This window comes from Micromonospora sp. DT53 (assembly GCF_049841535.1).
Classification (GTDB): Bacteria; Actinomycetota; Actinomycetes; order Mycobacteriales; family Micromonosporaceae; genus Micromonospora.
In genome coordinates this window covers 13,758-40,365 of the sequence record NZ_JBNCKM010000006.1, presented here as the reverse complement: position 1 = coordinate 40,365, position 26,608 = coordinate 13,758, and the positions used below count along the sequence as shown (strand labels likewise).

Annotated in this window: 24 protein-coding genes; 11 read left to right on the top strand and 13 right to left on the bottom strand. The window is 69.9% G+C overall.

Annotation, left to right across the window (positions count from 1 at the left end):
• Positions 1-13 precede the first annotated feature (13 nt).
• A complete protein-coding gene (locus ACLQ3B_RS19640; RefSeq protein ID WP_124773753.1) occupies positions 14-1,231 on the bottom strand; it encodes an NADP-dependent isocitrate dehydrogenase in 1,218 nt (405 codons plus the stop codon).
• A gap of 137 nt (positions 1,232-1,368) precedes the next feature.
• On the opposite strand from ACLQ3B_RS19640, the gene ACLQ3B_RS19635 reads away from it, so the two are divergent.
• Complete coding sequence (locus ACLQ3B_RS19635) at positions 1,369-2,175, top strand: MBL fold metallo-hydrolase (protein WP_425782172.1); 807 nt, start codon at positions 1,369-1,371, stop codon at positions 2,173-2,175.
• A gap of 158 nt (positions 2,176-2,333) precedes the next feature.
• Here the strand turns inward: ACLQ3B_RS19635 and ACLQ3B_RS19630 are convergent, their stop codons facing one another.
• Positions 2,334-3,284, bottom strand: coding sequence for a malate dehydrogenase (locus ACLQ3B_RS19630; protein WP_425782171.1), 951 nt, complete (start codon positions 3,282-3,284; stop codon positions 2,334-2,336).
• A gap of 136 nt (positions 3,285-3,420) precedes the next feature.
• Entirely contained in the window at positions 3,421-4,281 is an 861-nt protein-coding gene (locus ACLQ3B_RS19625; protein ID WP_425782170.1) for a bifunctional methylenetetrahydrofolate dehydrogenase/methenyltetrahydrofolate cyclohydrolase, read from the bottom strand.
• Positions 4,282-4,764: 483 nt separating this feature from the next.
• On the opposite strand from ACLQ3B_RS19625, the gene ACLQ3B_RS19620 reads away from it, so the two are divergent.
• The 5 genes from ACLQ3B_RS19620 to ACLQ3B_RS19600 all read left to right on the top strand — a co-directional run bounded on the left by ACLQ3B_RS19620 (position 4,765) and on the right by ACLQ3B_RS19600 (position 10,563).
• Positions 4,765-6,366, top strand: coding sequence for a peptide ABC transporter substrate-binding protein (locus ACLQ3B_RS19620; protein ID WP_425782169.1), 1,602 nt, complete (start codon positions 4,765-4,767; stop codon positions 6,364-6,366).
• 197 nt (positions 6,367-6,563) lie between these two features.
• Positions 6,564-7,502, top strand: a complete 939-nt coding sequence (locus ACLQ3B_RS19615; protein ID WP_238658631.1) for an ABC transporter permease — start codon at positions 6,564-6,566, stop codon at positions 7,500-7,502.
• Positions 7,495-8,451 carry an ABC transporter permease gene (locus tag ACLQ3B_RS19610; protein WP_425782168.1) on the top strand — a complete coding sequence of 319 codons (957 nt, stop codon included), beginning with the start codon at positions 7,495-7,497 and terminating at the stop codon, positions 8,449-8,451. Before ACLQ3B_RS19615 ends, ACLQ3B_RS19610 begins: the two co-directional genes overlap by 8 nt.
• 65 nt (positions 8,452-8,516) lie before the next feature.
• Entirely contained in the window at positions 8,517-9,548 is a 1,032-nt protein-coding gene (locus ACLQ3B_RS19605; protein WP_425782167.1) for an ABC transporter ATP-binding protein, read from the top strand.
• Complete coding sequence (locus ACLQ3B_RS19600; protein WP_425782166.1) at positions 9,529-10,563, top strand: ABC transporter ATP-binding protein; 1,035 nt, start codon at positions 9,529-9,531, stop codon at positions 10,561-10,563. Before ACLQ3B_RS19605 ends, ACLQ3B_RS19600 begins: the two co-directional genes overlap by 20 nt.
• A 92-nt stretch (positions 10,564-10,655) precedes the next feature.
• On the opposite strand, the gene purH is transcribed toward ACLQ3B_RS19600, so the two are convergent.
• Positions 10,656-12,227, bottom strand: coding sequence for a bifunctional phosphoribosylaminoimidazolecarboxamide formyltransferase/IMP cyclohydrolase (purH, locus tag ACLQ3B_RS19595; protein ID WP_425782165.1), 1,572 nt, complete (start codon positions 12,225-12,227; stop codon positions 10,656-10,658).
• The gene (purN, locus tag ACLQ3B_RS19590; RefSeq protein WP_425782164.1) at positions 12,224-12,844 is read right to left on the bottom strand and encodes a phosphoribosylglycinamide formyltransferase; all 621 of its coding nucleotides are present in this window, start codon (positions 12,842-12,844) and stop codon (positions 12,224-12,226) included. The genes purH and purN overlap by 4 nt, the downstream gene beginning before the upstream one ends.
• A gap of 289 nt (positions 12,845-13,133) precedes the next feature.
• Here purN and ACLQ3B_RS19585 point away from each other — a divergent pair, with 289 nt between their 5' ends.
• A complete protein-coding gene (locus ACLQ3B_RS19585) occupies positions 13,134-13,688 on the top strand; it encodes a DUF4190 domain-containing protein (protein ID WP_425782163.1) in 555 nt (184 codons plus the stop codon).
• A 54-nt stretch (positions 13,689-13,742) separates the two neighbouring features.
• Here the strand turns inward: ACLQ3B_RS19585 and ACLQ3B_RS19580 are convergent, their stop codons facing one another.
• Complete coding sequence (locus ACLQ3B_RS19580) at positions 13,743-15,032, bottom strand: DUF6350 family protein (RefSeq protein WP_425782162.1); 1,290 nt, start codon at positions 15,030-15,032, stop codon at positions 13,743-13,745.
• 200 nt (positions 15,033-15,232) lie between these two features.
• On the opposite strand from ACLQ3B_RS19580, the gene ACLQ3B_RS19575 reads away from it, so the two are divergent.
• On the top strand, positions 15,233-15,499 hold the full coding sequence (locus ACLQ3B_RS19575) for a hypothetical protein (protein ID WP_030491852.1): 267 nt from the start codon (positions 15,233-15,235) through the stop codon (positions 15,497-15,499).
• Here ACLQ3B_RS19575 and ACLQ3B_RS19570 read toward each other — a convergent pair.
• From ACLQ3B_RS19570 to ACLQ3B_RS19555, 4 genes are all read right to left on the bottom strand, one after another.
• Complete coding sequence (locus tag ACLQ3B_RS19570; protein ID WP_425782161.1) at positions 15,395-15,994, bottom strand: GNAT family N-acetyltransferase; 600 nt, start codon at positions 15,992-15,994, stop codon at positions 15,395-15,397. The two genes, ACLQ3B_RS19575 and ACLQ3B_RS19570, sit on opposite strands and share 105 nt — an antisense overlap.
• 93 nt (positions 15,995-16,087) lie before the next feature.
• Positions 16,088-16,975 carry a succinate--CoA ligase subunit alpha gene (gene sucD / locus ACLQ3B_RS19565; RefSeq protein ID WP_425782160.1) on the bottom strand — a complete coding sequence of 296 codons (888 nt, stop codon included), beginning with the start codon at positions 16,973-16,975 and terminating at the stop codon, positions 16,088-16,090.
• 2 nt (positions 16,976-16,977) lie between these two features.
• Entirely contained in the window at positions 16,978-18,156 is a 1,179-nt protein-coding gene (gene sucC / locus ACLQ3B_RS19560) for an ADP-forming succinate--CoA ligase subunit beta (RefSeq protein ID WP_091406357.1), read from the bottom strand.
• Between the two features lie 431 nt (positions 18,157-18,587).
• Positions 18,588-18,992 (bottom strand): cobalamin B12-binding domain-containing protein, encoded by a 405-nt coding sequence (locus ACLQ3B_RS19555; RefSeq protein ID WP_030491849.1) that lies wholly within the window; start codon positions 18,990-18,992, stop codon positions 18,588-18,590.
• Positions 18,993-19,464: 472 nt separating this feature from the next.
• Here ACLQ3B_RS19555 and ACLQ3B_RS19550 point away from each other — a divergent pair, with 472 nt between their 5' ends.
• Positions 19,465-20,172 carry a M23 family metallopeptidase gene (locus ACLQ3B_RS19550; RefSeq protein WP_425782159.1) on the top strand — a complete coding sequence of 236 codons (708 nt, stop codon included), beginning with the start codon at positions 19,465-19,467 and terminating at the stop codon, positions 20,170-20,172.
• Positions 20,173-20,435: 263 nt separating this feature from the next.
• Positions 20,436-21,206 (top strand): M23 family metallopeptidase, encoded by a 771-nt coding sequence (locus tag ACLQ3B_RS19545; RefSeq protein WP_425782158.1) that lies wholly within the window; start codon positions 20,436-20,438, stop codon positions 21,204-21,206.
• Between the two features lie 94 nt (positions 21,207-21,300).
• On the opposite strand, the gene pcrA is transcribed toward ACLQ3B_RS19545, so the two are convergent.
• Entirely contained in the window at positions 21,301-23,706 is a 2,406-nt protein-coding gene (gene pcrA / locus ACLQ3B_RS19540; protein ID WP_425782157.1) for a DNA helicase PcrA, read from the bottom strand.
• Positions 23,707-24,030: 324 nt separating this feature from the next.
• On the opposite strand from pcrA, the gene ACLQ3B_RS19535 reads away from it, so the two are divergent.
• Positions 24,031-24,426, top strand: coding sequence for a chorismate mutase (locus ACLQ3B_RS19535; RefSeq protein WP_425782156.1), 396 nt, complete (start codon positions 24,031-24,033; stop codon positions 24,424-24,426).
• 139 nt (positions 24,427-24,565) lie between these two features.
• Here ACLQ3B_RS19535 and ACLQ3B_RS19530 read toward each other — a convergent pair whose 3' ends face one another.
• Positions 24,566-25,579 (bottom strand): ABC transporter ATP-binding protein, encoded by a 1,014-nt coding sequence (locus tag ACLQ3B_RS19530; RefSeq protein WP_425782155.1) that lies wholly within the window; start codon positions 25,577-25,579, stop codon positions 24,566-24,568.
• On the bottom strand, positions 25,572-26,600 hold the full coding sequence (locus ACLQ3B_RS19525; RefSeq protein ID WP_091406372.1) for an ABC transporter ATP-binding protein: 1,029 nt from the start codon (positions 26,598-26,600) through the stop codon (positions 25,572-25,574). Before ACLQ3B_RS19525 ends, ACLQ3B_RS19530 begins: the two co-directional genes overlap by 8 nt.
• Positions 26,601-26,608: the final 8 nt, after the last annotated feature.

Sequence of the window (26,608 nt, the reverse complement as noted above, 5' to 3'; positions counted from 1 at the left end):
CGGTACGCCTGGATCAGGCGGCGATCTTGCGGGCCAGGTTCTCGTCGAGCGCGTTCATGAACTCGTCGGTGGTCAGCCACGGGGCGTCGCGCGAGATGAGCAGCGCGAGGTCCTTGGTCATCTGGCCGCCCTCGACGGTGTCGACGATGACCTGCTCCAGGGTGTTGGCGAACTCGGTGACCGCCGGCGTGCCGTCCAGCTTGCCCCGGTGGGCCAGGCCCCGGGTCCAGGCGTAGATCGACGCGATCGGGTTGGTCGAGGTCTTCTCGCCCTTCTGGTACTGCCGGTAGTGCCGGGTGACAGTGCCGTGCGCGGCCTCGGCCTCGACGGTCCGGCCGTCCGGGGAGAGCAGCACGGAGGTCATCAGACCCAGCGAGCCGAAGCCCTGCGCGACGGTGTCGGACTGCACGTCACCGTCGTAGTTCTTGCAGGCCCAGACGTAGCCGCCCTCCCACTTGAGCGCGGCGGCGACCATGTCGTCGATGAGCCGGTGCTCGTAGGTGATGCCGGCGGCGGCGAACTCGGCCTTGAACTCGGTCTCGAACACCTCGGCGAAGATGTCCTTGAACCGGCCGTCGTACGCCTTGAGGATGGTGTTCTTGGTGGACAGGTAGACCGGGTAGTTGCGGTCCAGTCCGTACCGGAACGACGCCCGGGCGAAGTCCCGGATCGACTCGTCGTAGTTGTACATGCCCATGGCGATGCCGCCGCCGGGGAAGTTGGCGACCTCCATCTCCATCGGCGCGCCGCCGTCGGCCGGGGTGTAGGTGATGGTCACCGTGCCCGGGCCGGGGACGACGAAGTCGGTGGCCTTGTACTGGTCACCGTGGGCGTGCCGGCCGATGATGATCGGCTTGGTCCAGCCGGGGACCAGCCGCGGCACGTTGGACATGATGATCGGCTCACGGAAGACGACGCCGCCGAGGATGTTGCGGATGGTGCCGTTGGGCGACCGCCACATCTTCTTCAGGCCGAACTCCTCGACCCGGGCCTCGTCCGGGGTGATGGTCGCGCACTTGACGCCGACGCCGTGCTCCTTGATGGCGTTGGCGGCGTCGATGGTGACCTGGTCGTCGGTCTCGTCGCGGTGCTGGATCGACAGGTCGTAGTAGTGCAGGTCGACGTCGAGGTAGGGCAGGATCAGCTGCTCCCGGATCTGCTTCCAGATGATCCGGGTCATCTCGTCGCCGTCGAGTTCTACGACCGGGTTGTTTACCTTGATCTTCGCCATCGGCCGGCGCTCCTCTCGGGGGACACGTGCTCAAGCAGTACGAGCGTACTGCAATTGGGCCGGCAGCCCCCAGCCGGCCTCGACCGGCCGGCGGAACCGGGCTGCGCGGAACAGGAATGCCCTGGAATCATCGTCCGATGCCACTGAACCGCGTTCTCGGGTCTATCACGGTCACCGCGCTCACCGACGGTGAGGGCGCCTTCTTTCAGCCCCGCGCGGAGGCGTTTCCGCAGGCCACGGCGGCCCAATGGGCAGAGGCCGACCGGCGCGACCCCGACTCGGTGACCGCCGACGGGCAGTGGTGGCTGCAGTTCCGCAGCTTCGCCATCCGCGTCGGCGACGGGCCGGTCACGCTCGTCGACACCGGGATCGGCCCGACCGACGCACCCGCCGCGAGCTGGGCGCCGGTGCCGGGCCGGATGCCCGCCGAGCTGGCCGCCGCGGGCATCGACCCGGCCGACGTCGACACTGTCGTCCTGACCCACCTACACAGCGACCACATCGGCTGGGCGGTCACCGGCACGCCCGGGCGGCCGTACTTCCCGAACGCGAGCTACCTGCTGCAGCGCGCCGAACTCGACGCGGCGGAGATGCTCAACCCCGGGCTGCCGGCCGGCCTGATCGCGCCCCTGCGCGCCGCCGGCCAGCTCCGGGTGGTCGACGGCGAGACCGCCCTCACCCCAGCGGTACGTCTGCTGCCCACCCCCGGCCACACCCCCGGCCACCAGTCGGTGCTGGTGACCTCGGCCGACGAACGGATGCTGCTCACCGGCGACCTGCTGGTGCACATGGTGCAACTCGTCGACCCCGACCTGGCGTACGCCCACGAGGAAGACCCTGGCCAAGCCCGCACCTCCCGGCGAACCGCCCTGCAAACCCATTCCCCCGCCCTCCTAGCCACCCCCCACCTCTCCAACCCCTTCACCCCCACCCCCACCCCCTGACCCACCCCCTTGACCACGTTGATCATGAAGTTATTGCCTCGACACGCCGATGAAAGTGGCAATAACTTCATGATCAACAAGGGCTTGAGGGGCGGACAGGACGGGGAAGGGCCCGCCGGTTTGCCGGCGGGCCCTTCGGGTGGCTCTCGTTCGGGGAACTACATGCTGGAGATGTCGCCCTGCTTGGCGCGGACCGCTTCGGCGGCCGCCAGGAGGCTGGCACGCTCGTCGGCGTCCAGGTCGGTTTCGACGACCCGCTTGACGCCCTCGGCGCCGATCTCGGCCTCGACACCCAGGTAGACGCCGGAGATGCCGTACTCGCCGTCGACCCAGGCGCAGACCGGCATGATCTCGCCGGAGTCCTCCGCGACGGCCTTCGCCATCCGGGCCGCGGCGGCGGACGGGGCGTAGTAGGCCGAACCGGTCTTGAGCAGCGCGACCACCTCGGCGCCACCGTTGCGGGTCTTGACGACCAGCTCCTCGATCTGCTCGGCCGGCATCGCGTCACGCAGCGACTTGCCGTTGACGGTGCTCTTCGACGGCACCGGGACCATGGTGTCGCCGTGCGAGCCCAGGGTCAGGGTGCGTACCGACGCCACCGGCACGTTCAGCGCCTCGGCGACGAAGTTGCTGAACCGGGCGGTGTCGAGCATGCCGGCCTGGCCGAGCACCCGGTTCTTCGGGAACTGGGTGGCGAGCTGGGCCAGCGCGGTCATCTCGTCCAGCGGGTTGGAGACCACGATGACGACGGCGTTCGGGGCGTACTTGGCGACGTTCTCGGCGACCTGGCGGACGATCTTGGCGTTGGTCTCCAGCAGGTCCATCCGGCTCATGCCGGGCTTCCGCGGCAGACCAGCGGTGATCACGACGACGTCGGAGCCCTCGATCTGCTCGTAACCCTCACCGTTGGGGCCTGTCGTCACGCCGACGACCTTGGTCTCGAAGCCCTCGATGGCCCGGGACTGGTTGAGGTCGAGCGCGAGGCCCGCGGGCTTGCCCTCCACGATGTCGGTGATCACTACGGTGTCGAAGACGTCGTACTCGGCCAGGCGCTGTGCGGTGGTGGAGCCGTAGAAGCCAGCCCCGACGACAGTGACCTTCTTACCCATGGTCGTCCCACTCCCTGATACCAGTCGGTTTTCCGGACCGTATCAGTCATCCTGGCACCGATCGGGCCAGGGGCGGCGGCCATCGTCGGGATGGGGTGAACGTCACCGCCGTCCTGGTTCGGCCTTGCGATGTGGGTCAGCCGCGCTCGGCGCGCTCCACCACGTTGCTGAGCAGCATGGCCCGGGTCATCGGGCCCACGCCGCCCGGCATGGGGACCAGCGCGCCGGCCGTCTCGGCCACCCCCGGGTCGACGTCGCCGGTGTAACGGCCCTTGCCGTCCGCGCCGACCACGCGGGTGATGCCGACGTCCACCACCACCGCACCGGGGCTGATCATGTCCGCGGTGAGCAGGCCCGGTACGCCGGCCGCGACGATGACGATGTCGGCGGCACGGGTGTGCGAGGCGAGGTCGAGGGTGCCGGTGTGGCACAGGGTGACGGTGGCGTTCTCGCTGCGCCTGGTGAGCAGCAGGCCGAGCGGCCGGCCGACGGTGTTGCCGCGACCGACCACCGCGACGGTGGCGCCGCGCAGCGCCACGTCGTGCCGGCGGAGCAGCTCGACGATGCCACGCGGGGTGCACGGCAGTGGACCGTCGTAGCCGAGCACGAGCCGACCCAGGTTGACGGGGTGCAGGCCGTCGGCGTCCTTGTCCGGGTCGATCAACTCCAGCACCCGCTGGGTGTCGAGGTGGGCCGGCAGCGGCAACTGGACGATGTAGCCGTGGCACGCCGGGTCGGCGTTCAGCTCGGCCAGTACGTCGTCGACCTGCTGCTGGGTGGCGTCGGCCGGCAACTCCCGGCGGATCGAGGCGATGCCCACCTCGGCGCAGTCGCGGTGCTTGCCGTTGACGTACGCCTGGCTGCCCGGGTCCGCCCCGACCAGGACCGTGCCGAGCCCGGGGATGATGCCGCGTTCCGCGAGTGCCTTCACCCGTATGCGTAGCTCGTCCTTGATCTCCGCTGCGGTTGCCTTGCCGTCCAGAAGCGTCGCCGTCACGACCAGATCGTCTCACGGCCAGCACCCGCGGTTCGGACGACCTCGGTCGGGCGGTCCGTCGCCGCTGCCGTGTCGTCGGCGACCGGGGGGGCCGGGCCGAGGTGAGCGGGCCACCGTCGGAGTGACCGTGTGTGACGTGTTGCTAGTCACTCTCGGTCACAATCTGTGGATTCGATCACGGTCGAACCAGACAGACCGGGCCGGTGCCGTGCAGACCGGACCGTCGCCCCAGACGGCACCGGCCGAACCCAAGCGCGTCCAATCAGCCCGTCAGCCACCCGGATATCCGCAGGCCACTGTCGATAAACCTGATTCTGGTTAGCAGATTCGGGCGCTCCCGACAAGGGCGGCAACCCCGGACCGTTACCCACCCGCAACCGCGTCGTTGTCGAAGGCCCGCCGCCGACCTACCGTTACCGCTTGTTGCGCAGCGTAACCCAGCGTCGGGCCTGACTGCGCAGCGTGAGGAGATGAGGAGGCTCAATGCGAGTTCGTAGACTCGCCGCCTGGACCGCCCTCCCGCTCGCGGTGACGCTGGGCCTCGCGGCCTGCGGCAGCGGCGGAGACGGTGGATCCAGCGGCAACGGCAGTTCGGCGGTCAGCATCCAGATCGCCGAGCCGAAGCACCTGGTTCCCACAAACACCACTGAGACGTCCGGGGCGCAGGTGCTCACCGGCCTGTTCAGCCCGCTCGTCGACTACGACGCCCAGAACAAGCCGTACGAGGTCGCAGCCGAGTCCGTGACCTCGTCCGACAACAAGGTCTGGACGATCAAGCTCAAGGACGGCTTCACCTTCCACAACGGTGAGAAGGTCACGTCCGAGGACTACATCAACGCCTGGAACTACGGCGCGTACGCCCCCAACGGTCAGGACAGCAACTACTTCTTCGAGAAGATCGCTGGCTACGCCGACCTGCAGGGCAAGACGCCCAAGGTCAAGGAGATGTCCGGTCTGAAGAAGGTCGACGACCTCACCTTCACCGTGACGCTGTCCGACCCGTACATCGACTTCAAGACGGTGCTCGGCTACACCGCGTTCTACCCGATGCCGAAGGCCGCGTTCTCGGCCCCGGGCGTGCTCAAGGACTCCTACGAGCAGGCGCCGATCGGGCAGGGCCCCTTCAAGATGAAGGGCGCCTGGCAGCACGACAGCAAGATCGACGTCGAGCGCTACGACGCGTACCCGGGTGAGAAGCCCAAGGTCAAGAACATCGAGTTCCGGATCTACCAGCAGCTGACCGCGGCCTACGCGGACGTCCTGGCGGACAACCTGGACGTGCTGCCGACGATCCCGTCCGAGAGCCTGAGCACCGCGCCGAGCGACCTGGGCGACCGGTACAAGACCAGCCCGATGTCGTCGTTCCAGTTCCTGTCGTTCCCGACGTTCGACAAGGACTACAGCAACCCGGACGTGCGTAAGGCCATCTCGATGGCGATCGACCGTGACGAGATCACCAAGTCGGTCTTCAAGGACTCGCAGCAGCCGGCGCGCTCCTTCGTCTCGCCGGTCCTGCCGGGTTACCGGGAGAACACCGCGGGCAAGGCCGGCGAGTTCAACCCGACCGAGGCCAAGAAGCTCTACCAGGCCGCCGGTGGTCCGTCGAAGATCGTCATCTCCTACAACGGCGACGGCGGTCACAAGGACTGGGTCGACGCCACGGTCAACCAGCTCAAGACCAACCTGGGTGTCGACGCCGTCGGTTCGGCCGAGCCGAAGTTCGCCGACCTGCTGACCAAGGTCGAGAAGAAGCAGCCGGTGGGTATGTTCCGGATGGCCTGGGTCATGGACTACCCGACCATGGAGGACTACCTCGGCCCGCTGTACACCACGAACGGCTCGTCGAACTACTACGGCTACAGCAACCCGGACTTCGACCGACTGGTCAAGGAGGGTTCCGCCGCCAAGACGCAGGACGAGGCGATCGCCAAGTACCAGCAGGCGGAGGACATCCTGGCCAAGGACATGCCGGTGATCCCGCTCCGCTTCGGCGAGAACGTGTTCGGCACCTCGTCCAAGGTCAAGAACGTGCAGATGGACCTGTTCCAGCGGGTCAACCTCGTCAAGATCGAAGCAGCCAGCTGAGCTGACCATGGTGCGGGCCACCCGGGCGACGAAGCCCGGGTGGCCCGGACCGCACCACCGGGGCCGGGCCGCAGCAGCGGACCCGGCGTCGGTGGTGCCGGCTCACCCGGGCCGGACGGCACGTCTCCGATATTTCGGGTACGACCAGAGATGCCGTCCTGCGACCCTTTCGCACATTTCCGGAGAGACTGCTAAGCATGTTCCGCTACATCTTGCGGCGCCTACTGCAGATGGTCCTCGCGTTCTTCGGGACCACCCTGATCGTCTACGCGCTGACATTCGCCGGGCAGGGCGACCCGATCCAGGCGCTCGCCGGCGAACGGCCGGTGACGCCAGCGCAACGGGCCTACCTGACCGAGAAGTACCACCTGGACGCCACGGGCGTCGGCGGCTTCTTCTACCGCTACTTCGACTACGTGAAGAACCTGCTCCAGGGCAATCTGGGCGAGTCACTCACCGGTCGGAACATCGGTGACATCCTCCAGCAGGCCTGGCCGGTCACCGTGCGGCTCGCGCTCATCGCGCTCGCCGTGGCGATCATCTTCGGCGTCACCGCCGGGGTGCTCGCCGGCATCCGCCGGGCCAGCATCTTCGACAACTCGACGCTGGTGCTGACCCTGCTGGTGCTGGGCATCCCGACCATCGTGCTGGCGCCGCTGGCGCAGTACTTCCTCGGCGTCAAGTGGCAGCTCTTCCCACCCACCGCAGGCTCCGACCCGACGTTCTACGCGCTCCTGCTGCCGGGAATCGTGCTGGGCTCACTGTCGCTGGCCACCGCCCTACGGCTCACCCGGGCCTCGGTGGCGGAGAACCTGCGCGCGGACTACGTCCGGACCGCCCGGTCCAAGGGCCTGGTCAAGCGGCGCATCGTCGTCGTCCACGTGCTGCGCAACTCACTGATCCCGGTGGTCACCTTCCTCGGTGTGGAACTGGGCAACCTGATGAGCGGCGCGATCATCACCGAGGGTGTCTTCAACATCCCAGGCGTGGGCTTCAACCTCTTCCGCGGCATCCGCACCGAGGACGGCCCGCTGGTGGTGGGCATCGTCAGCGTGCTCGTCGTGGTCTACCTGGTCTCGAACCTGGTGGTGGACGTCCTGTACGCCGTACTCGACCCGAGGATCCGCTATGAGTGATTTTGAAACTGTGGCGGCCACCGAGAACCAGGCCGCGCGACGTGGCCCCTCGGGGGAGCCGGGCACACCCAACCAGGTCGGCGCCGCGAACAAGGCCCGCAGCCTGGCCGGGGACGCCTGGCGCGACCTGCGCCGCAACCCGATCTTCTGGATCTCGCTGGCGCTGGTGGTCGTCTTCACCCTGATGGCGCTGTTCCCCGGAGTGTTCACCGCCAACAACCCGAACGACTGCCTGCTCTCCCGGCAGCACGCCGGCCCGTCCGGCGGGGCCATCTTCGGGTACGACTTCCAGGGCTGCGACACGTACTCCCGGGCGGTCTACGGCACCCGCGCGTCGCTGCTGGTCGGCGCGCTCGCTGCGCTCGGCACCGGGATCATCGCGCTGGTGATCGGCATGCTCGCCGGTTACTTCGGCAGCTGGGTCGACGCGGTGCTCTCCCGGGTGATCGACGTGGTGCTCGGCATCCCGCTGCTGCTGGCCGCGATCGTGCTGCTCAAGCGGGTGTCCAGTGACAGTCAGTGGGCTCGGATCGGCGCGGTCGTCTTCGTGCTGGCCCTCCTCGGCTGGACCACCGCCGCCCGCGTGGTCCGGTCCTCGGTGATCACCGCCAAGGAGCAGGACTACGTCGCGGCAGCCCGGATGCTCGGCGCCGGCAACAGCCGGATCATGTGGCGGCACATCCTGCCGAACTCGCTGGCCCCGGCGATCGTCGTGCTGACCATCGCGCTCGGCTCGTTCATCGCGGCCGAGGCGACGCTCTCCTTCCTGGGCATCGGCCTGAAGGCGCCCACCATCTCGTGGGGCCAGGACATCGACACCGGCCGCATCCACATGCGGGAGGCGGCCACCCCGTTGATCGTCCCGTCGGCCTTCCTGGCGCTGACCGTGCTGGCGTTCATCATGCTCGGCGACGCGATCCGTGACGCCTTCGATCCGAAGCTGCGGTGACTCGTGCGAGCGCGAGGAGTGAGCGAAGCGGACCCCGCAGTCGCGAGCGAAAGGCAGGCACAGCCATGACCGTTCAACCGACGCCCGCCTCGGCCACACCCGAGGGCGGCCACCTGTTGGAGCTGCGGGACCTGCACGTCGAGTTCCGCACCAACGAGGGTGTCGCCCGGGTGATCAACGGCGTGTCGTACCACCTGGACGCCGGCGAGACCCTCGCGGTGCTCGGCGAATCCGGCTCGGGCAAGTCGGTCACCGCCCAGGCGATCATGGGCATCCTGGACACCCCGCCCGCGTTCGTCCGCTCCGGCCAGATCCTCTACCAGGGCGAGGACCTGCTCACCCGCTCCGAGGAGCAGCGCCGGCAGGTACGCGGCAAGGAGATCGCGATGATCTTCCAGGACGCGCTCTCCGCCCTCAACCCGGTCTTCCCGGTCGGTTGGCAGATCGGCGAGACGCTGCGCCAGCGCGCCGGCATGTCCCGAGCCGACGCTCGACGTCGTGCCGTCGAACTGATGGACCTGGTCAAGATCCCGGGTGCCGCCAAGCGGATCGGCGACTACCCGCACCAGTTCTCCGGCGGTATGCGGCAGCGCGTCATGATCGCCATGGCGTTGGCGCTGGACCCGAAGGTGCTGATCGCCGACGAGCCCACCACGGCACTCGACGTGACCGTGCAGGCCCAGATCATGGACCTGCTGGCCGACCTTCGCCGGGAACGCGACATGGCGATGATCCTGATCACCCACGACCTGGGTGTGGTCGCCGGTGTCGCGGACCGGATCGCGGTCATGTACGCCGGCCGGATCGTCGAGCACGCCGACGTCCGCTCGCTCTACAAGGCGCCCGCCCACCCGTACACCAAGGGGTTGTTGGAGTCGATCCCGCGCCTGGACGTCCGCGGCCAGGAACTGTCGACGATCAAGGGGTTGCCGCCGAACCTGATGCGCATCCCGTCCGGCTGCCCGTTCCACCCCCGGTGCCCGTACGTCCAGCAGGTCTGCGTGGACGAGGTGCCGCACGACCTGGTCCTCGGCGACGGCCGGACCAGCGCTTGCCACTTCGCGCAGGAGGTCCGTGATGACAGCGTCGCCCGCTAACCCGACAAAGGTCCGTGGCGAGACCATCCTCTCCGTCGACAACCTGGTGAAGCACTTCCCGATCACCCAGGGCGTGCTGTTCCAACGGCAGATCGGGGCGGTGAAGGCCGTCGACGGGGTGAGCTTCGAGCTGCGTCGGGGCGAGACGCTCGGCGTGGTCGGCGAGTCCGGCTGCGGCAAGTCCACCCTCGCCCGGCTGCTGATGCGGTTGGAGACGCCCACCTCCGGACGCGCCACCCTGGAGGGCAAGGACCTGTTCAAGGCTTCCGGGGGCGAGCTGCGCCGGCTGCGCCGCAACATGCAGATGGTGATGCAGGACCCGTACACCTCGCTGAACCCGCGGATGACGGTCGGCGACATCATCGGCGAGCCGTTCGAGATCCACCCGGATGCCGCGCCGAAGGGCAGCAAGGGCAAGCGGGTCCAGGAGCTGTTGGACCTGGTCGGGCTCAACCCGGAGCACATCAACAGGTACCCACACCAGTTCTCCGGCGGTCAGCGTCAGCGCATCGGCATCGCCCGGGCCCTCGCGCTGAAGCCCGAGGTGATCGTCTGCGACGAGCCGGTGTCGGCCCTGGACGTCTCCATCCAGGCCCAGGTGATCAACCTGCTCAAGCAGCTACAGGGCGAGCTGGGGCTCTCGTACATCTTCATCGCGCACGACCTGTCCGTGGTGCGGCACATCGCCGACCGAGTCGCGGTGATGTACCTCGGCCGGATCGTCGAGATCGGCACCGAGGACGAGATCTACGAGCGGGCCACCCACCCGTACACCCAGGCTCTGCTCTCTGCCGTGCCGGTGCCGGACCCGGAGGCCCGCGACCAGCGCAACATGATCCGGCTGGTCGGCGACGTGCCCAGCCCGGCCGACCCGCCGAGTGGGTGCCACTTCCGGACCCGCTGCTGGAAGGCCCAGGACATCTGCGCCGTCGAGGACCCGCAGGCCGTGCCGAGGGCAGCGGACCCGCACCCGTCCGCCTGCCACTTCGCCGAACTCCGCGCCACCCCGGCCTGACCCCACCGACCCCTGCGGTTGATCATGAAGTTATTGCCCTGACACGCCGACGTGCAGGGCAATAACTTCATGATCGACGGGGTCTAGCACTGTTAGTGGAAGAAGTGGCGGGTTCCGGTTAGGTACATCGTTACGTTGGCCTTTTTGGCTGCTTCGATTACCTCTTCGTCGCGGATGGAGCCTCCCGGCTGCACGATGGCGCGGACGCCGGCGTCGATGAGGATCTGCGGGCCGTCGGCGAACGGGAAGAACGCGTCCGAGGCGGCGACCGACCCCCGGGCCCGGTCGGCGCCGGCGCGGGTGACCGCGAGCTGCGCCGAGTCGACCCGGTTGACCTGACCCATGCCGACGCCGACGGTGGCGCCGTCCTTGGCGAGCAGGATCGCGTTGCTCTTCACCGCGCGGACCGCCCGCCAGGCGAACGCGAGGTCCCGCAACAGCTCCTCGTCGGCGGCCGCGCCGGTCGCCAACTGCCAATTCGCCGGGTCGTCACCGGGGGCGTTCACCCGGTCGGCGACCTGGGCCAGCACGCCACCGGTCACCGGCCGCAACTCCACGAGCGCCGGCGTCCAGGCCGGGGCCCGCAGCAGCCGGACGTTCTTCTTGCCCTGCAACACCTCGACCGCGCCCTCGTCGAAGCCGGGGGCGACCACCACCTCGGTGAAGATCTCGGCGACCTGTCGGGCCAGCTCGACCGAGACCGGCCGGTTGACCGCGATCACACCGCCGTACGCCGACACCGGGTCGCAGGCGTGCGCCTTGCGGTGCGCCTCGGCCACGTCCGCGCCGACCGCGATGCCGCACGGGTTGGCGTGCTTGATGATCGCCACCGCCGGCTGGTCGGCGAAGTCGTTCGCGGCCCGCCACGCGGCGTCCGCGTCGACGTAGTTGTTGTACGACATCTCCTTGCCGTGCAGCTGCTCGGCCTGGGCCAGCCCCGCCGGGGCGTCCGGGTCGGTGTAGAGCGCGGCGGGCTGGTGCGGGTTCTCGCCGTAGCGCAGCGCTGTCGACTTGCGCAGCGCCAGCCCCGCGAACTGCGGCCACGAGTCGTCGGCGGGCGCCAACTCCTGGGCGCACCACTGGGCAACCGCGACGTCGTACTCGGCGATGTCGGCGAACGCCCGGGCGGCCAGCGCACGACGCTGGGCCAGGGTGAAACCACCCTCGTCGAGCGCGCCGAGCAGCGCCGGGTAACCGCTCGGGTCGGTGAGCACGGCGACCGAGGCGTGGTTTTTGGCAGCGGCCCGCACCATCGCCGGGCCACCGATGTCGATCTGCTCCACGCACTCCTCGACGCCGGCGCCGGAGGCGACTGTCGCCTGGAAGGGGTAGAGGTTGGAGACCAGCAGGTCGAACGCCGCCACGCCCAGCTCGTCGAGCTGTGCCACGTGCGTGTCCTTGCGCAGGTCCGCGAGGAGACCCGCGTGCACCTTCGGGTGCAGGGTCTTCACCCGACCGTCGAGCACCTCGGGGAACCCGGTCACCGTCTCGACCGGCGTCACCGGCACCCCGGCGGCGGCGATGGTGCCCGCCGTGCTGCCGGTGGACACGATCTCCACGCCGGCCGCGTGCAGGGCCTGGGCCAGCTCGACCAACCCGGTCTTGTCATAGACGCTGACCAGCGCCCGCCTGATCGGGCGGCGCCCGTCCTGAGTGGGACTCACGGAACCGTGACCTTCCTTCCGGTGATGGTCCAGCCTTCGCGGACCAGCCGACCGACCTGCTCGACGAGCTGGCGCCGCTCGGCTTCCTTGATGCGCTCGGTGAGCGTGTCGACGTCGTCGTCGTCCAGCACCGGCACCGCGACCTGCGCGACGATCGGCCCGGTGTCCATGCCGGCGTCGACGAAGAAGAGGGTGGCGCCGGTGAGCTTCACGCCGTAGGCGAGGGCGTCACGCGGGCCGTGGATGCCGGGGAACGCCGGCAGCAGCGTGTTGTGCGTGTTCAGGTAGCGGTCACCGAAGGCCGCGAGGAAGTGCGGACCGACCAGCTTGAGGAAACCGGCGGAGATGACCAGGTCGGGCTGGTGCTTCGCGACGTGCGCGGTGAGCGCGCGATCCCAGGCCTCCCGGGTGTCGTGGTCGCGGACCCGCTCGACGAAGGTCGGCACCCCTGCCGCGTCGGCCCGGTCCAGGCCCGCGATGCCGTCGCGGTCCGCGCCGACCGCGACGACCTGTGCGCCGTACGCGGGGTCGGCGGCGGCATCCAGCAGCGACTGGAGGTTGCTCCCGGAGCCGGAGATGAGGACGACGATGCGGGCGACGGACGCGGGCTCGGTCACCGGGCCACCCTATCGGGCAGGTCAGGGACACCCTTCGGCTGGGCGGCGCGCCGATCTTCGACCGTTCCGACGTGCGGCGACCCGGTACGCTGCCGCTCGCTCGGGCCGAACGCCGCGCCGGCCACACACCGCCCCTGATCCGACACACCAAGCGGTCGAGAAGGGCCTGTTTGCGTGTTTCGGGCGACAAGTCGTCCTGTTGCCGTACTGGGCTTTGGGAGGACTGACCGCGATCATGGATGGAAACAAAGAGCACTAACTGACGGAACCAGTCCAAGGAGCTTCTCGAATGCAGCCCGGTAACCCCGGTCAGGACCCGTACGGCCAGCAGCCCAACCAGGACCCGACCGCTCCCCAGCCGCCGGCCGCCCCGTACGGCCAGCAGCCCACCTCCGGCCAGCCGTACGGCCAGCAGCAGCCGGACCCGTACGCCGCGCCGCAGGCCCCGTACGGCCAGCAGCCCACCTCGGGGCAGCCGTACGGCCAGCAGCCGCCGTACCAGGACCCGTACGCCCAGCAGCAGCCCCAGTACGGCAGCGCCCCCGGGTACCCCAACGCCGGGTACCCGCAGGCGCAGGGGCAGAGCAACACCCTCGGCCTGGTGGCGCTGATCCTCGGTATCGCGTCGATCCCGCTGGCGTGCTGCCCCTTCCTGGGCGTTCCGGTCGGCATCGGCGGCTTGGTGACCGGCTACCTGGGCCGGCAGAAGGCCGCCCAGGGGCAGGCCAGCAACGCCGGTCAGGCCAAGGCCGGCCTGATCTGCGGCGCGGTCGGCGTCGGGCTCGGCATCCTCGGGATCATTCTGAGCATCGTGCTGAACGTCAACCTGCCCGCCCAGCCCTGACGGGCTCGGATTCGACGGGGCGTTCCGGGTTCGCCCGGGGCGCCCCGCGCTCGTCTACTGCGCGGGCCCGCGGGTCAGCGCACGGGTGGCGGCGGCGCCGAGGAGTGCGCCGACCGCGATGACCCCGGCCGCCACCGCTCCGACCTGCCAACCCACCGGCCCGACCTGGGCCAGCCGACCGGCGCCGAGCGGCCCGCCGGAAACCGCGGCAGCCGCGCCGAGCACCAGCCCGGCCACCGGCCCGGCCAGCACCGCCGGCGCCAGCAACTCGGCCCAGCGCTGCGCGGCCCGCTCCGGCCCGGCGAGTCGAGCCACCCGACGGGCGAGCAGCCAGCCGGCGACCATCCCGGCCAGCACCGGCACCGCGAGCAGCAGGGCGCCGAAGCCGTCCACCGGGCCGCGCGGCAGGCCGGCGAGCAGCGGCACGGCCGGCAACGCGCCGACCGAGACCTCGCTGGTGCGGACCGCGGTGTCGGTCCCGATCGCGAAGCCCGGCCCGAGCAGGTAACTGGTCGACCAGACCGCCGCGTTGGGCGCGTACGCGGCGCTGACCAGGGTGATGCCGGCCTGCCCGGCGACCCCGGTCCGGTACGCCCCGATCATGTCGGCCGCGTCGCCGCCGCCGGTGGCCACCGCCAGGCCGGCCGCGCCCGCGCCCGCGCCGAGCAGCAGCAGCACGGCCACCAGACCGGTGCGAATGCCGTCGCGCACCGGCCCCGGCATCCGAGTGACGAGGAGCCGGGTCACGGCGGTGATGCGGATCGCGCCGACCAGTGCGGCGAGTGTGCCGACCACGGCGAACGTGACGCCCGCCCGGATCACTGACACATCCTGCCCGCCGGTGCCGACCAGCACCGCCGCGAGCGCGCCGAGCAGCGCGTACGCGATGCCGACCGCGCCCGCGGCGAGCAGCGCCCGGCGCGGTGAGCGGGTGTCACGGGCGCCGATCGCGCGGCTGACGTGCACACCGGCGCGGGTCAGTCGCCAGAGCGCGAGCACGGTCAGCGCCAGCGGGGCGAGCCCGAGTGGGCCGGACTCGGTGTGCAGTGGCACGCCGTGCCCGAGCAGCCAGCCGGCCAACGCGGCGCGCAGGGCGCCGGTCAGGGTGGTGGAGTCCGCGCCGAGCTGCACCAGGCCGAGCACGATGGCGACCGGCAGGTATGAGGTGCAGGCGGCCCAGCAGGCGGCCACCCCGGCGGCGACGGGCAGCGGCGCGCGCCCGCGCGGCGACCCGCCCGCGCGGGGCGCGGGCACCCGCCGGGCCGGCGCGGCACGGTCGACCCGCCGGTCGTCGGCGCTCACACCGCCGGGACGGCTGGGACGATCAGGGGTGACGGGGGACATCCGCTCTACTCTGGCACGTCGCGCGGGCGGTGGCAGTCCGTTAACCCCTCCTAAGGACGGCGAGTTCACCGAACCGACGTCCTGCCCACCCGGGCCGGTCTAGCCTCGGCCCATAGGGGGCGCGAGTCGCCGCCACCCGGGACGGGCCCGCCGGTCGCGGTCCGGGCCGGCAGGTCGCCCACGACCGCTCGGAGGAAGCTGTGACGACGCCATACCCGCCTCCCCCGCCACCACCGGCCCGGGGACGCGACCGGACGACCCTCTGGGGCGTGCTGGGCATCGTGCTGGGGCTGATCTGCTGCGGCATCTTCGGCATCGTCTTCGGCTACCTGTCCATCCGCGATGCCCGCCGGTACGGGCAGTCACCGTTGCTCGGCTACCTCGCCATCGTCTTCGGCGTGATCAACATCATCGGCGGGGCGATCCTGCGCGCGACCGGCAACTACCCGTTCTGGAACAACGACTGAGCGGGCTGGTCGACCAGCGAGCTGACGCTGGTAGCGCAGAGCGGGGCGGCCGCCGATGCTGGTCTCACCGGTCACGGTGAACCCGGTGCGTGCCAGCACCGCCTGGGACGCCGGGTTGTCGAGGGTGGCCAGCGCGGTGAGACCGGCGAGCCGGTAGTCGTCGGCGGCCAGGTGGCACACCTGCTCGACAGCCGCGGTGGCGACGCCCTTGCCGGCGGCCCGCTCACCGACCCGGTAGCCGAGTTCGGCGAACCCGGCCGCGACATCCACGAGGTTGACCCGGCCGACCAGGTCACCCTGCTCGGTCAGGACGACGTGGAAGTGACACAGGCCCGCCTCCTGCTCGGCCAACAACGCGCGGTGCCGATCGGCGAACCCGGAAAAGTACGCGTCGCCACGATCCGGCACCGAACGCGCGAAGTACGCCCGGTTCTCCCGTTCGAACGCCAGCAGAACGTCCGCGTGGTCGGCCCTCAGCCGCTGCACTCTCAGCACGCCGGCAGCCTACGGTCCGTTCGGCGCCCCGGTGGTACGCCGGAGGGGGCCGACCAAGCTGCGGTCGACCCCCTCCGGTGTTACCTGGCCGGCTCAGCTGCCGGACATGATCTCCCGCATCAGCTTGGCGGTCTCGGTCGGCGTCTTGCCGACCTTGACGCCGACTGCCTCCAGCGCCGCCTGCTTCGCCTCGGCGGTGCCGGCCGAGCCGGAGATGATCGCACCGGCGTGACCCATGGTCTTGCCGGGGGGAGCGGTGAAGCCGGCGATGTAGCCGACCACCGGCTTGGTGACGTTGGCCTTGATGAACTCGGCGGCCCGCTCCTCGGCGTCGCCACCGATCTCACCGATCATGACGATGGCGTCGGTCTCCGGGTCGGCCTCGAACGCCGCCAGGGCGTCGATGTGGGTGGTCCCGATGATCGGGTCACCGCCGATGCCGACGCAGGTGGAGAAACCGATGTCGCGCAGCTCGTACATCATCTGGTAGGTCAGCGTGCCGCTCTTGCTGACCAGGCCGATCCGGCCGGAGCCGGTGATGTCGGCCGGGATGATGCCGGCGTTGGAGGCACCCGGCGAGGCGATGCCCGGGCAGTTCGGCCCGATGATCCGGGTCTGCTCGCCCTTTGCCACGTTGTACGCCCAGAACGACGCGGTGTCGTGCACCGGAACGCCCTCGGTGATCACCACGGCCAGCGGAATCGCGGCGTCGATCGCCTCGACCACGGCGGCCTTGGTGAACTGCGGCGGCACGAAGATGACTGTGACGTCCGCCCCGGTCTCGGCCATCGCGTCCGCGACGGACGCGAAGACCGGCAGCTCGGTGCCGTCGAAGTCGACAGTCTGGCCCGCCTTGCGCGGGTTGACGCCGCCCACCACGTTGGTGCCGGCGGCCAGCATCCGCCGGGTGTGCTTGGAACCCTCGGAACCGGTCATCCCCTGGACGATGACCTTCGAGTCCTTGGTCAGCCAGATAGCCATGATCAGACCCCCGCAGCTGCCAGCTCGGCGGCCCGCTCGGCCGCACCGTCCATGGTGTCCACCCGCTGCACGAGCGGGTTGTTCGCGCTGTCCAGGATCGCCCGGCCAGCCTCGGCGTTGTTGCCGTCGAGACGGACGACGAGCGGCTTGGTGACCTGCTCGCCGCGCTGCTCCAGCAGGGCCAGCGCCTGGATGATGCCGTTGGCGACCTCGTCGCAGGCGGTGATGCCACCGAAGACGTTGACGAAGACGCTCTTCACGGCCGGGTCGGAGAGCACGATCTCCAGCCCGTTCGCCATCACCGCGGCGCTCGCGCCGCCGCCGATGTCGAGGAAGTTGGCCGGCTTGACGTTGCCGTGCCGCTCACCGGCGTACGCGACCACGTCGAGGGTCGACATGACCAGACCCGCGCCGTTGCCGATGATGCCGACCTCGCCGTCGAGCTTGACGTAGTTGAGGTCCTTGGCCTTGGCGGCCTGCTCCAGCGGGTCCACCGCGGCCTGGTCGACCAGGGCCTCGTGGTCCGGGTGCCGGAACGCCGCGTTCTCGTCCAGGCTGATCTTGGCATCGAGCAGCAGCATCCGGCCGTCGCCGTTCTTGGCGAGCGGGTTGACCTCGACCAGTGTGGCGTCCTCGGCGACGAACGCCTGCCACAGACCCACGGCGATCTCGACCACCTGGTCGGCGACCTCGGCCGGGAAGCCGGCAGCGGTCACGATCTCGCGGGCCTTGGCCTCGTCCACGCCCTTCACGGCGTCGATCGGGGCCTTCACGACCTTGTCGGGGGTCTCGGCGGCGACCTGCTCGATGTCCATGCCGCCGGCGACGCTGGCGATGCAGAGGAAGGTGCGGTTCGCCCGGTCGAGCAGGTACGAGAAGTAGTACTCCTCGGCCACGTCCGCGGTCACCGTGATCATGACCTTGTGGACGGTGTGACCCTTGATGTCCATGCCGAGGATGTCCGTGGCCCGGGCCACCGCCTCATCCGGGCCCTCGGCCAGCTTGACGCCGCCGGCCTTACCTCGGCCGCCGACCTTTACCTGCGCCTTGACGACCACACGGCCGCCAAGGCGTTCGGCGATCGCGCGGGCCTCTTCCGGGGTAGTGGCGACGCCGCCGGCCAGCACGGGCAAGCCGTGCCGCTCGAACAGGTCCCGCCCCTGGTACTCGTACAGGTCCACGATTGCGCGTCCCGTCCCGTCTCCGCGGCGCGCCGTCGCGCCGCCACCAGCGTTCAGAAAACAGTTTGACGCCTGTCATCAGTTGAAACAGGCCATTGGCCGCAGCCTAGCGAGGTCGGCACCACCGGCAACCGAGCGGGTGCGCGGTGTGCGGTAATGCACAACCGGACATCAGGTGTGGCCGGTTTCCGGCCGGCACCGGGTGGCATCCACCATCCGGGCGATGTTGTCCGGCTTGCGTAACCCTGCCGTGGGGGCGTCGTTGAGTCAGATGTCGGAGCGCTGAACAGCGCAAAGACGGGATACGGCCGATGCCCTGTCGGTCGAGGGGTGGCGGCGGGGCATCGTGCATAGAGGGGCCGGACGTGTGAGGGGTGCGTCCGGCCCCTCCCCCGTGCCCAAATTCGGTCGCCGCAGCAGACCGGCGGGCCTCAGGAAACCGGCTGGGCCACGTTCTGTCGGACCCACTCGACAATCGCCTGGGTGGTGGCGCCCGGCGTGAAGATCTTCGCGACGCCCAGCTTCTCCAACTCGGGAATGTCGCCGTTCGGAATGATGCCGCCGCCGAACACGACGATGTCGCGGGCGTCCCGCTCACCGAGCAGTTCCAGCACCCGCCGGAAGAGCGTCATGTGTGCGCCGGAGAGAACGGACAGACCGACCGCGTCGGCGTCCTCCTGGATGGCGGTCTCCACGATCTGCTCGGGGGTCTGGTGCAGGCCGGTGTAGACGACCTCCATGCCGGCGTCCCGCAGGGCGCGTGCGACGACCTTCGCGCCCCGGTCGTGGCCGTCCAGGCCAGGCTTGGCGACGACGACCCGAATTCGAGAGCTCATCAGCGCACACCTTTCACCGGCTGGACCGCCTTCACCTTAACGAACGGTAACCCGGCCGGCCCGGCCCGGGAAATCCGGGCTCTGTCACCGGCCGTTACCCGGCGCTCCCCGGGGCAACCCGACGAGGTCCGGCGTCGAACCATTCCCGCCCCACTTCTGACCGGGCCGCCGACACCATCCCGACGCTGCTCGGAGTCAAGCCGGACGAGTCCGCCGGAACGGTCACGCTCGGCGACGAACGGGCAGCGACGGGGGCACCGTTCGGCGTCACGATGCATGACAATCATGGACGCAAACGGACAGATCGACACGCCAATTTTCCGCTCTAGCTTGTGACTCGCCTAGCGGTTGGCTAACGTGTCCACGGTTGTCATCAGGTCCATGGACGGGTGACGACGCGGTCAGCGGACGTTTCACTGAGCTTCAGGGGACGCCACCGGCCGCTTCGGAACCCCGACAACGGAGGGTGTGCGTGCGCCAGCGCCTGTCGTCTGAGCCCGATCGATATCGCGGTCGCCGCCGCGTGCCCACCCCACCCCGCAGCCGTTACGCCGCTGTCGTCACCACCGCGTTCGTCGGTGCTGGCATCGTGGCCCTCGGCGCGAGCGCCCTGCCGGACGCCAAGGACGTCAGCCCGACGGTTCTCGACGAGCTCAAGCAGGCGTCGGTCACCAGTCAGGACGCCGCGGCCCGTGCGGACAACGCCGACCGCGCCTCCCGGGACAGCCGCAGCAAGGACAGCGCCGAGCCCGAGGTCTGGCTGCTGCCGCTGCAGGGTTACGACTTCAACTCCCCGTACGGCGTCCGCTGGGGCAAGATGCACACCGGCGTGGACCTGGTCGCCGGCGAGGGCACGCCCTACGTGGCGATCCACGACGGGTTGGTCACCAAGGCCGGCTGGTTCGGCGGGTACGGCAACGCGGTGATCGTTCAGCACGCCGACGGCAGTGAGGCCATCTACGGCCACTCCTCGGCGGTGAGCGTCAAGGAAGGCCAGCAGATCAAGGCGGGCGACCAGCTCGGCCTCGTGGGTCAGACCGGCCACGCGTACGGCACCCACCTGCACCTGGAGATCCATGTCAAGGGGCAGCCGATCGACCCGGTGCCGTTCCTCCAGGAGCGCGGAGTGGACATCAAGCTGCAAGTCGAGGCAATCTACAGCGAGGTAGCCGGCTCCTGACGCTGTGCAACGACCGTTGACCGCCCGGATCTGTCGATCCGGGCGGTTTTCTGTGGGCGCCTGTTTGCCAGGTCACAGCGGGGATTGTGAGCGGCGACACCCTGCCGCATGATCACTTTTCCGGTCGTAGCATCGCAGAGCGGGTCATATCCGGGCACTCGAGTGGCTCCCCCTCGCCCGGCCACCCGGTCCCCATCCCGCCCCCGACCCGGCGCGATACCAGTATTTCGAGGTCAAGTGCCCCTCGACTGTGAAGGTCCGCCGTGCAGGAAGACAGCCCCGTCCAGAACGAGAACACCCCCGACACCAGCCACATCACTCCGCCGCAGCGCACCGGCCGGCGGAACCTGCTCATCGTGCTCGCTGCCGCCGCCCTGGTAGCCCTCGGCCTCGGTGGTGTCGCCGTCGCCACCGGCGGCACCGAGCGCCCCGCGCCCGCCGCCGTCTCCCTCGACGCCCAGGCCCGGGCCGAGGCCGCGAGCCGGGCCGACCGCTCGGCCCGCGAATCGAGCGCACCGGTCACCCCCTCGCTCAGCCCGACACCGAGCCCGTCGGCGGTCAGCGCCAGCCCGGCCCCCACCAGAACGGCCGTCGCGAAGGCCAAGCCGAAGCCGAAGAAGACCACCAAGCCCACGCCCGCCTGGGTCGACCCGATGCCGGGCGCAGCCGTCACATCCTGCTACGGGCAGCGCTGGGGCACCCTGCACGCAGGTATCGACCTGGCGCTGCCCTCCGGTACGCCGATCCGCGCCGCGGCCGCCGGCACCGTGACCCAGGCCGGGGACGCCTCCGACGGGTACGGCAACTCCGTCTTCGTCGACCACGGCAACGGGTACCTCACCCACTACGCCCACCAGAGCCGCATCGCGGTCACGGTCGGCCAGAAGGTCAAGGCCGGCCAGGTCATCGGCTACGAGGGCGCCACCGGCGATGCCACCGGCCCGCACCTGCACTTCGAGGTGCACCAGGGCATGTGGAACCAGATCGACCCGGCCCCGTTCATGCGGGCCCACGGCGTGGACCTGGGCTGCTGAGGCAGCATTCCCGCGCTACGACAAGGAAAGAGTGGCCTCGGGTGGTGCCGGAGGCCACTCTTTCCTTTCGTGAGTGCGATCTTGGGGCGCTGGGTCAGAGCTTGTCGACAGGGGCGTGCCGGAGCACCAGCCACATGGTCTGGTCGCCGAAGTCGATCTGCGCGCGGGCACCCGGGCCGTGCCCCTCGACGGCGAGCACCCGCCCCAACCCGTACCGCTGGTGATTGACCCGGTCGCCGGCGGACACCTTCGGCCCCTGCGGCAGCTCGCTGGCCGTGGTCAGCCGGCTGGCGTCCACGCCGAGCCGCTGCGCCAACTGGGCCGCCTTCGGCGTCCCCCCGGTGAAGGTGCCACGGCCGCCGGGCGCGCGGTCCGCGCGGCCACCGACGCCACCGCCCCCGCCAGCCCACGAGGTGTACGACCCCTCGGTGCGCTCCCAGTGCACCAACTCGGTCGGCAGCTCCTCCAGGAAGCGCGACGGCGGGTTGTAGGACGGCTGCCCCCAGGCCGAGCGGGTCACCGCACGGGAGAGGTAGAGCCGCTGTCGGGCACGGGTGATGCCGACGTACGCCAGCCGGCGCTCCTCCTCCAACTCGCGGGTGTCGCCCAGCGAGCGCAGGTGCGGGAAGACGCCGTCCTCCAGCCCGGTCAGGAAGACCACCGGGAATTCCAGGCCCTTGGCGGTGTGCAGCGTCATCAGGGTGACCACGCCCTGGTGGTCGGGGTCGTCGGAGGGGATCTGGTCGGCGTCGGCGACAAGCGCCACCTGCTCCAGGAAGCCGGCCAGGGTGGCCCGCTCCCCCTCCTCGCCCAGCGCTTCGATCCGCTCGGTGTACTCCCGGGCGACGCTTACCAACTCCTGGAGGTTGTCCACCCGCCCGGCGTCCTGCGGGTCCAGGCTCTCCTCCAGCTCGGTGAGGTAGCCCGAGCGGGTCAGCAGCGCCTCCAGCACCTCCTCCGGGGTGCCGGTCTCGGCCAGCTCGCGGGCGCCGTCGAGCAGCGCCACGAAGTCGGCGATGCCGTTGGCCGCCCGGCTGGAGATGCCCGGCGCCTCGCGGGCCCGACGCAACGCCGCGCCGAAGGAGATCCGGTCGCGGCTGGAGAGCGCCTCGACACACGCCTCCGCGCGGTCGCCGATCCCCCGGCGCGGGGTGTTGAGCACTCGCCGCAGGCTCACCGTGTCGTCGTCGTTGACCACCGAACGCAGGTACGCCAGGGCGTCGCGGACCTCCTTGCGCTCGTAGAAGCGCACCCCGCCGACCACCTTGTAGGGCAGGCCAACGCGGATGAACACCTCCTCGAAGACGCGGGACTGCGCGTTGGTGCGGTAGAAGACGGCGACGTCGCCGGGGCGGGTCTCGTCGGCGTCGACCAGCCGGTCGATCTCCCGGGCCACCCAGTCGGCCTCGGCGTGCTCGGTGTCGGCCACGTAGCCGACGATCTGCTCGCCGGCGCCGGCCTCGCTCCACAGCCGCTTGGGTTTGCGGGAGGTGTTGCGGTCGATCACCGCGTTTGCCGCGTTGAGAATGGTCTGGGTGGAGCGGTAGTTCTGCTCCAGCAGGATCGTCCGGGCGTCGGTGAAGTCCCGTTCGAACTCCAGGATGTTGCGGATCGTCGCACCGCGGAACGCGTAGATCGACTGGTCGGCGTCGCCGACGACGCACAGCTCGGCGGGCTCCAGCCCGTCGGTGCCGGAGACCAGCTCCTTGATCAGCGTGTACTGGGCGTGGTTGGTGTCCTGGTATTCGTCCACCAGCACGTGCCGGAACCGCCGACGGTAGCTCTCCGCGACGTGCGGGTGCGACTGGAGCAGGTGCACCGTGGTCATGATCAGGTCGTCGAAGTCCAGGGCGTGTGCCTCACGCAGCCGGCGCTGGTAGAGCGTGTACGCCTCGGCCAGCGCCCGCTCGTTGGGCCCGGTGGCCCGCGCCGCGAACTGCTCCGGATCGACAAGCTCGTTCTTGAGGTTGGAGACCTGGGCCGCCAGCCCACGCGCCGGGTAGCGCTTCGGGTCGAGATCCAGCTCGCGGGTCACCAACTGCATCAGCCGGCGGGAGTCGTCCGCGTCGTAGATCGAGAACGTCGACTTGAGGCCGGCGTGCTCGTGCTCGGCACGCAGAATCCGCACGCAGGCCGAGTGGAACGTCGACACCCACATCAGGCGGGCCCGGGGGCCCACAAGCGCGGCGACGCGCTCCTTCATCTCGCCGGCGGCCTTGTTAGTGAAGGTGATCGCGATGATCTCGCCGGGGTGCACGTCCCGAGCGGCGAGCAGGTAGGCGATCCGGTGCGTGAGCACCCTGGTCTTGCCGGACCCGGCGCCGGCCACGATCAGCAGCGGCGAGCCGGCATGGCTGACGGCGTCGCGCTGCGGCCCGTTCAGCCCGGCGAGCAGCTGTTGCGGATCGAGGCGCGCGGCGGCCGCGCCGGGTCGGTGCGGGCGGGCCGGCGCGGACTCCGGCGCAGGCGGGGACGCGGGGAAGTCGAAGAGAGGATGCATCGCCCGACAAGTCTATGCCGCGGGCCGGACACTGCGCCGCTGGCGCTCGGCAGCTCGTGCCCGACGCCGGCACCACCACCCGGTACGCCCACCGGTGAGAAAGGTGCCCCTCGCGACGGGGAATGCTTGCGTACCCGGCAACGGCGTGGGCATACTCGACGGCGTGATCACTGCGCGCTACTACTTTTACTATGGCACCGGTAGTCCGGCTGCCGTAGGTCGCGCCTGATCGATTCAGACCTGCTAAAGCCCCGGGCTCCTGGAGTCCGGGGCTTTTCCGTCCCAGGTTCCGGGCACCGGGCACCACACCGCGAGAGGTACCCGATGATGACAGACGTGATGGAGCAGAGCGGCGGCCCGATCCGGCCAGAGTCTGGGCAGTCCGCGGCGCAGGGGGCCGAGCCGGCGGTGGCCACACCACCGCCGGATGCGGACACTGAGCCGGCCGAGCAGCAGACCGGCACCGAGGAGCCGTCCGCCGCCGCGCGGATCGTGCAGATCAGGGAACGAATCGACGAGATCGACAACGCGTTGATCACGCTCTGGCAGGAGCGGGCCGCGTTGTCCCAGGAGGTCGGGGTGACCCGGATGGCGTCCGGTGGGACCCGCCTGGTGCTCTCCCGGGAACGGGAGATCCTGGAGCGGTTCCGGGTCGCGCTCGGTGCCGACGGCACCCAGTTGGCCCTGCTGCTGCTCCGCGCGGGCCGCGGCCCGCTGTGAGCCGCGCCCGCCTGCGGTCGAGTCACCCGGTCCGCTGACGCGGCGTGGGCTGCCGTGCGGCACGCTGGCCGACAGTGGTCCCGGACAGACGAAACCGCCTGCCGTCGTCGTGGTGACGGCGGCAGGCGGTCCCGGTGGCTCACACCTCGTGGGTGGCGACGATCTCGCGCTTCTCCGCGAAGTGGCAGGCGCTCGGGTGGTCCGAAGCCTGCCGGATCTCCAGCAACGGCACCTGCTCGGCGCACACGTCCTGCGCCTTCCAGCAGCGGGTCCGGAACCGGCAACCCGAGGGCGGGCTGATCGGCGACGGCACGTCACCCGTGAGCCGGATGATCGTCTTGTTGTTCCGCTGCGTCGGGTCCGGCACCGGCACCGCGGAGAGCAGAGCCTGGGTGTACGGGTGGGTCGGTCGCTCGTAGATCTCGTCCTCGGTGCCGATCTCGACGATCTTGCCGAGGTACATCACCGCGACCCGGTCCGAGAGGTGGCGGACCACCGACAGGTCGTGCGCGATGAAGACGTACGAGAGGCCGAACTCGCCCTGCAACTGCTCCAGCAGGTTCATGACCTGGGCCTGGATGGAGACGTCAAGCGCCGACACCGGCTCGTCGCAGACGATGACCTCGGGCCGCAGCGCGAGCGCGCGGGCGATGCCGATGCGCTGACGCTGACCGCCGGAGAACTGGTGCGGGTACCTGTTGATGTGCTCCGGGTTGAGCCCGACCAGGTCGAGCAGTTCGCGGACCTTGGCCCGGCGGCTACCCTTCGGCGCCACCTCCGGGTGGATCTCGAACGGCTCGCCGAGCAGGTCGCCGACTGTCATCCGCGGGTTCAGCGAGGTGTACGGGTCCTGCATCACCAGCTGGATCTGCCGGCGCAGACGTCGCAGCGCCCCACCGGACAGCTTGGAGATGTCCTGGCCCTTGTAGACCACGTTGCCGGCGGTCGGCTTCTCCAGGTTCATCAGCACCCGGGCGAGCGTCGACTTGCCGCAGCCGGACTCGCCGACCACACCGAGCGTCTCGCCGGCGCGTAGACCGAACGAGACCCCGTCGACCGCCTTGACCTGACCGACGGTCTTCTTGAACACCACACCCTGGGTGACGGGGTAGTGCTTGACCAGGTCGTTGACCTCGAGGATGTTCTCAGACACGGTTCACCAGCTCCTCGGCGAAGTGGCAGGCGCTGGCCCGGGCGGGGCCGACCTGCAGCAGCGGCGGGACCTTCTCCCGGCACACCGGCTGAGCCATCGGGCACCGCGGGTTGAACGGGCAGCCCGGCGGGATGTTCATCAGGTTCGGCGGGAGGCCCTTGATCGTCCGGAGCTGCTGCCCCTTCTCGTCGAGGCGCGGGATCGAGTCGATCAGACCCAGGGTGTACGGGTGCGCCGGCTTGGCGTACAACTCGTACACGTCGGCTTCCTCGACGATCCGGCCCGCGTACATGACCGCGATCCGGTCCGCGACGTCGGCGACCACACCGAGGTCGTGGGTGATCAGGATCATGCCCATCTGCCGCTCGCGCTGAAGCTCCGCCAGCAGGTCCATGATCTGGGCCTGCACGGTCACGTCGAGGGCGGTGGTCGGCTCGTCCGCGATCAGCACCTCCGGGTCGAGCGCCAGCGACATCGCGATCATCGCGCGCTGCCGCATACCGCCGGAGAACTGGTGCGGGTAGTTGTTGAACCGACCCTTGGCGTTCGGAATCTTGACCTGGTCGAGCATGTCGATCGCGCGCTTCTTGGCCTCCGCGCGGCCCATGCCCCGCCGGACCCGGAACTGCTCGGCGATCTGGAACCCGACGGTGAAGACGGGATTCAGCGCGGAGAGCGCGTCCTGGAAGATCATCGCGATGCCCTCGCCGCGGATGCGGCGGCGCTCCTCGTCGGACATGCGGAGCATGTCCTTGCCGTGGAAGCGGACCTGCCCACCGGTGACGAAGCCGGGCGGCGTGTCCAGGATGCCCATGATGGTCTGCGCCGTGACGCTCTTACCGGAGCCGGACTCGCCGAGCACGGCGAGGGTCTCCCCCGCGTCGACGTGGTAGGTGACCCCGTTGATGACCTTTGCGACGCCGTCCCGGGTACGGAACTCCACCCGCAGGTCGTCGACCTCAAGCAGCCGGCCGGAGGGACGCCCGGACCCGCCGGGTCCCGGCGCGGACTGCTCAGACACGAGAATGT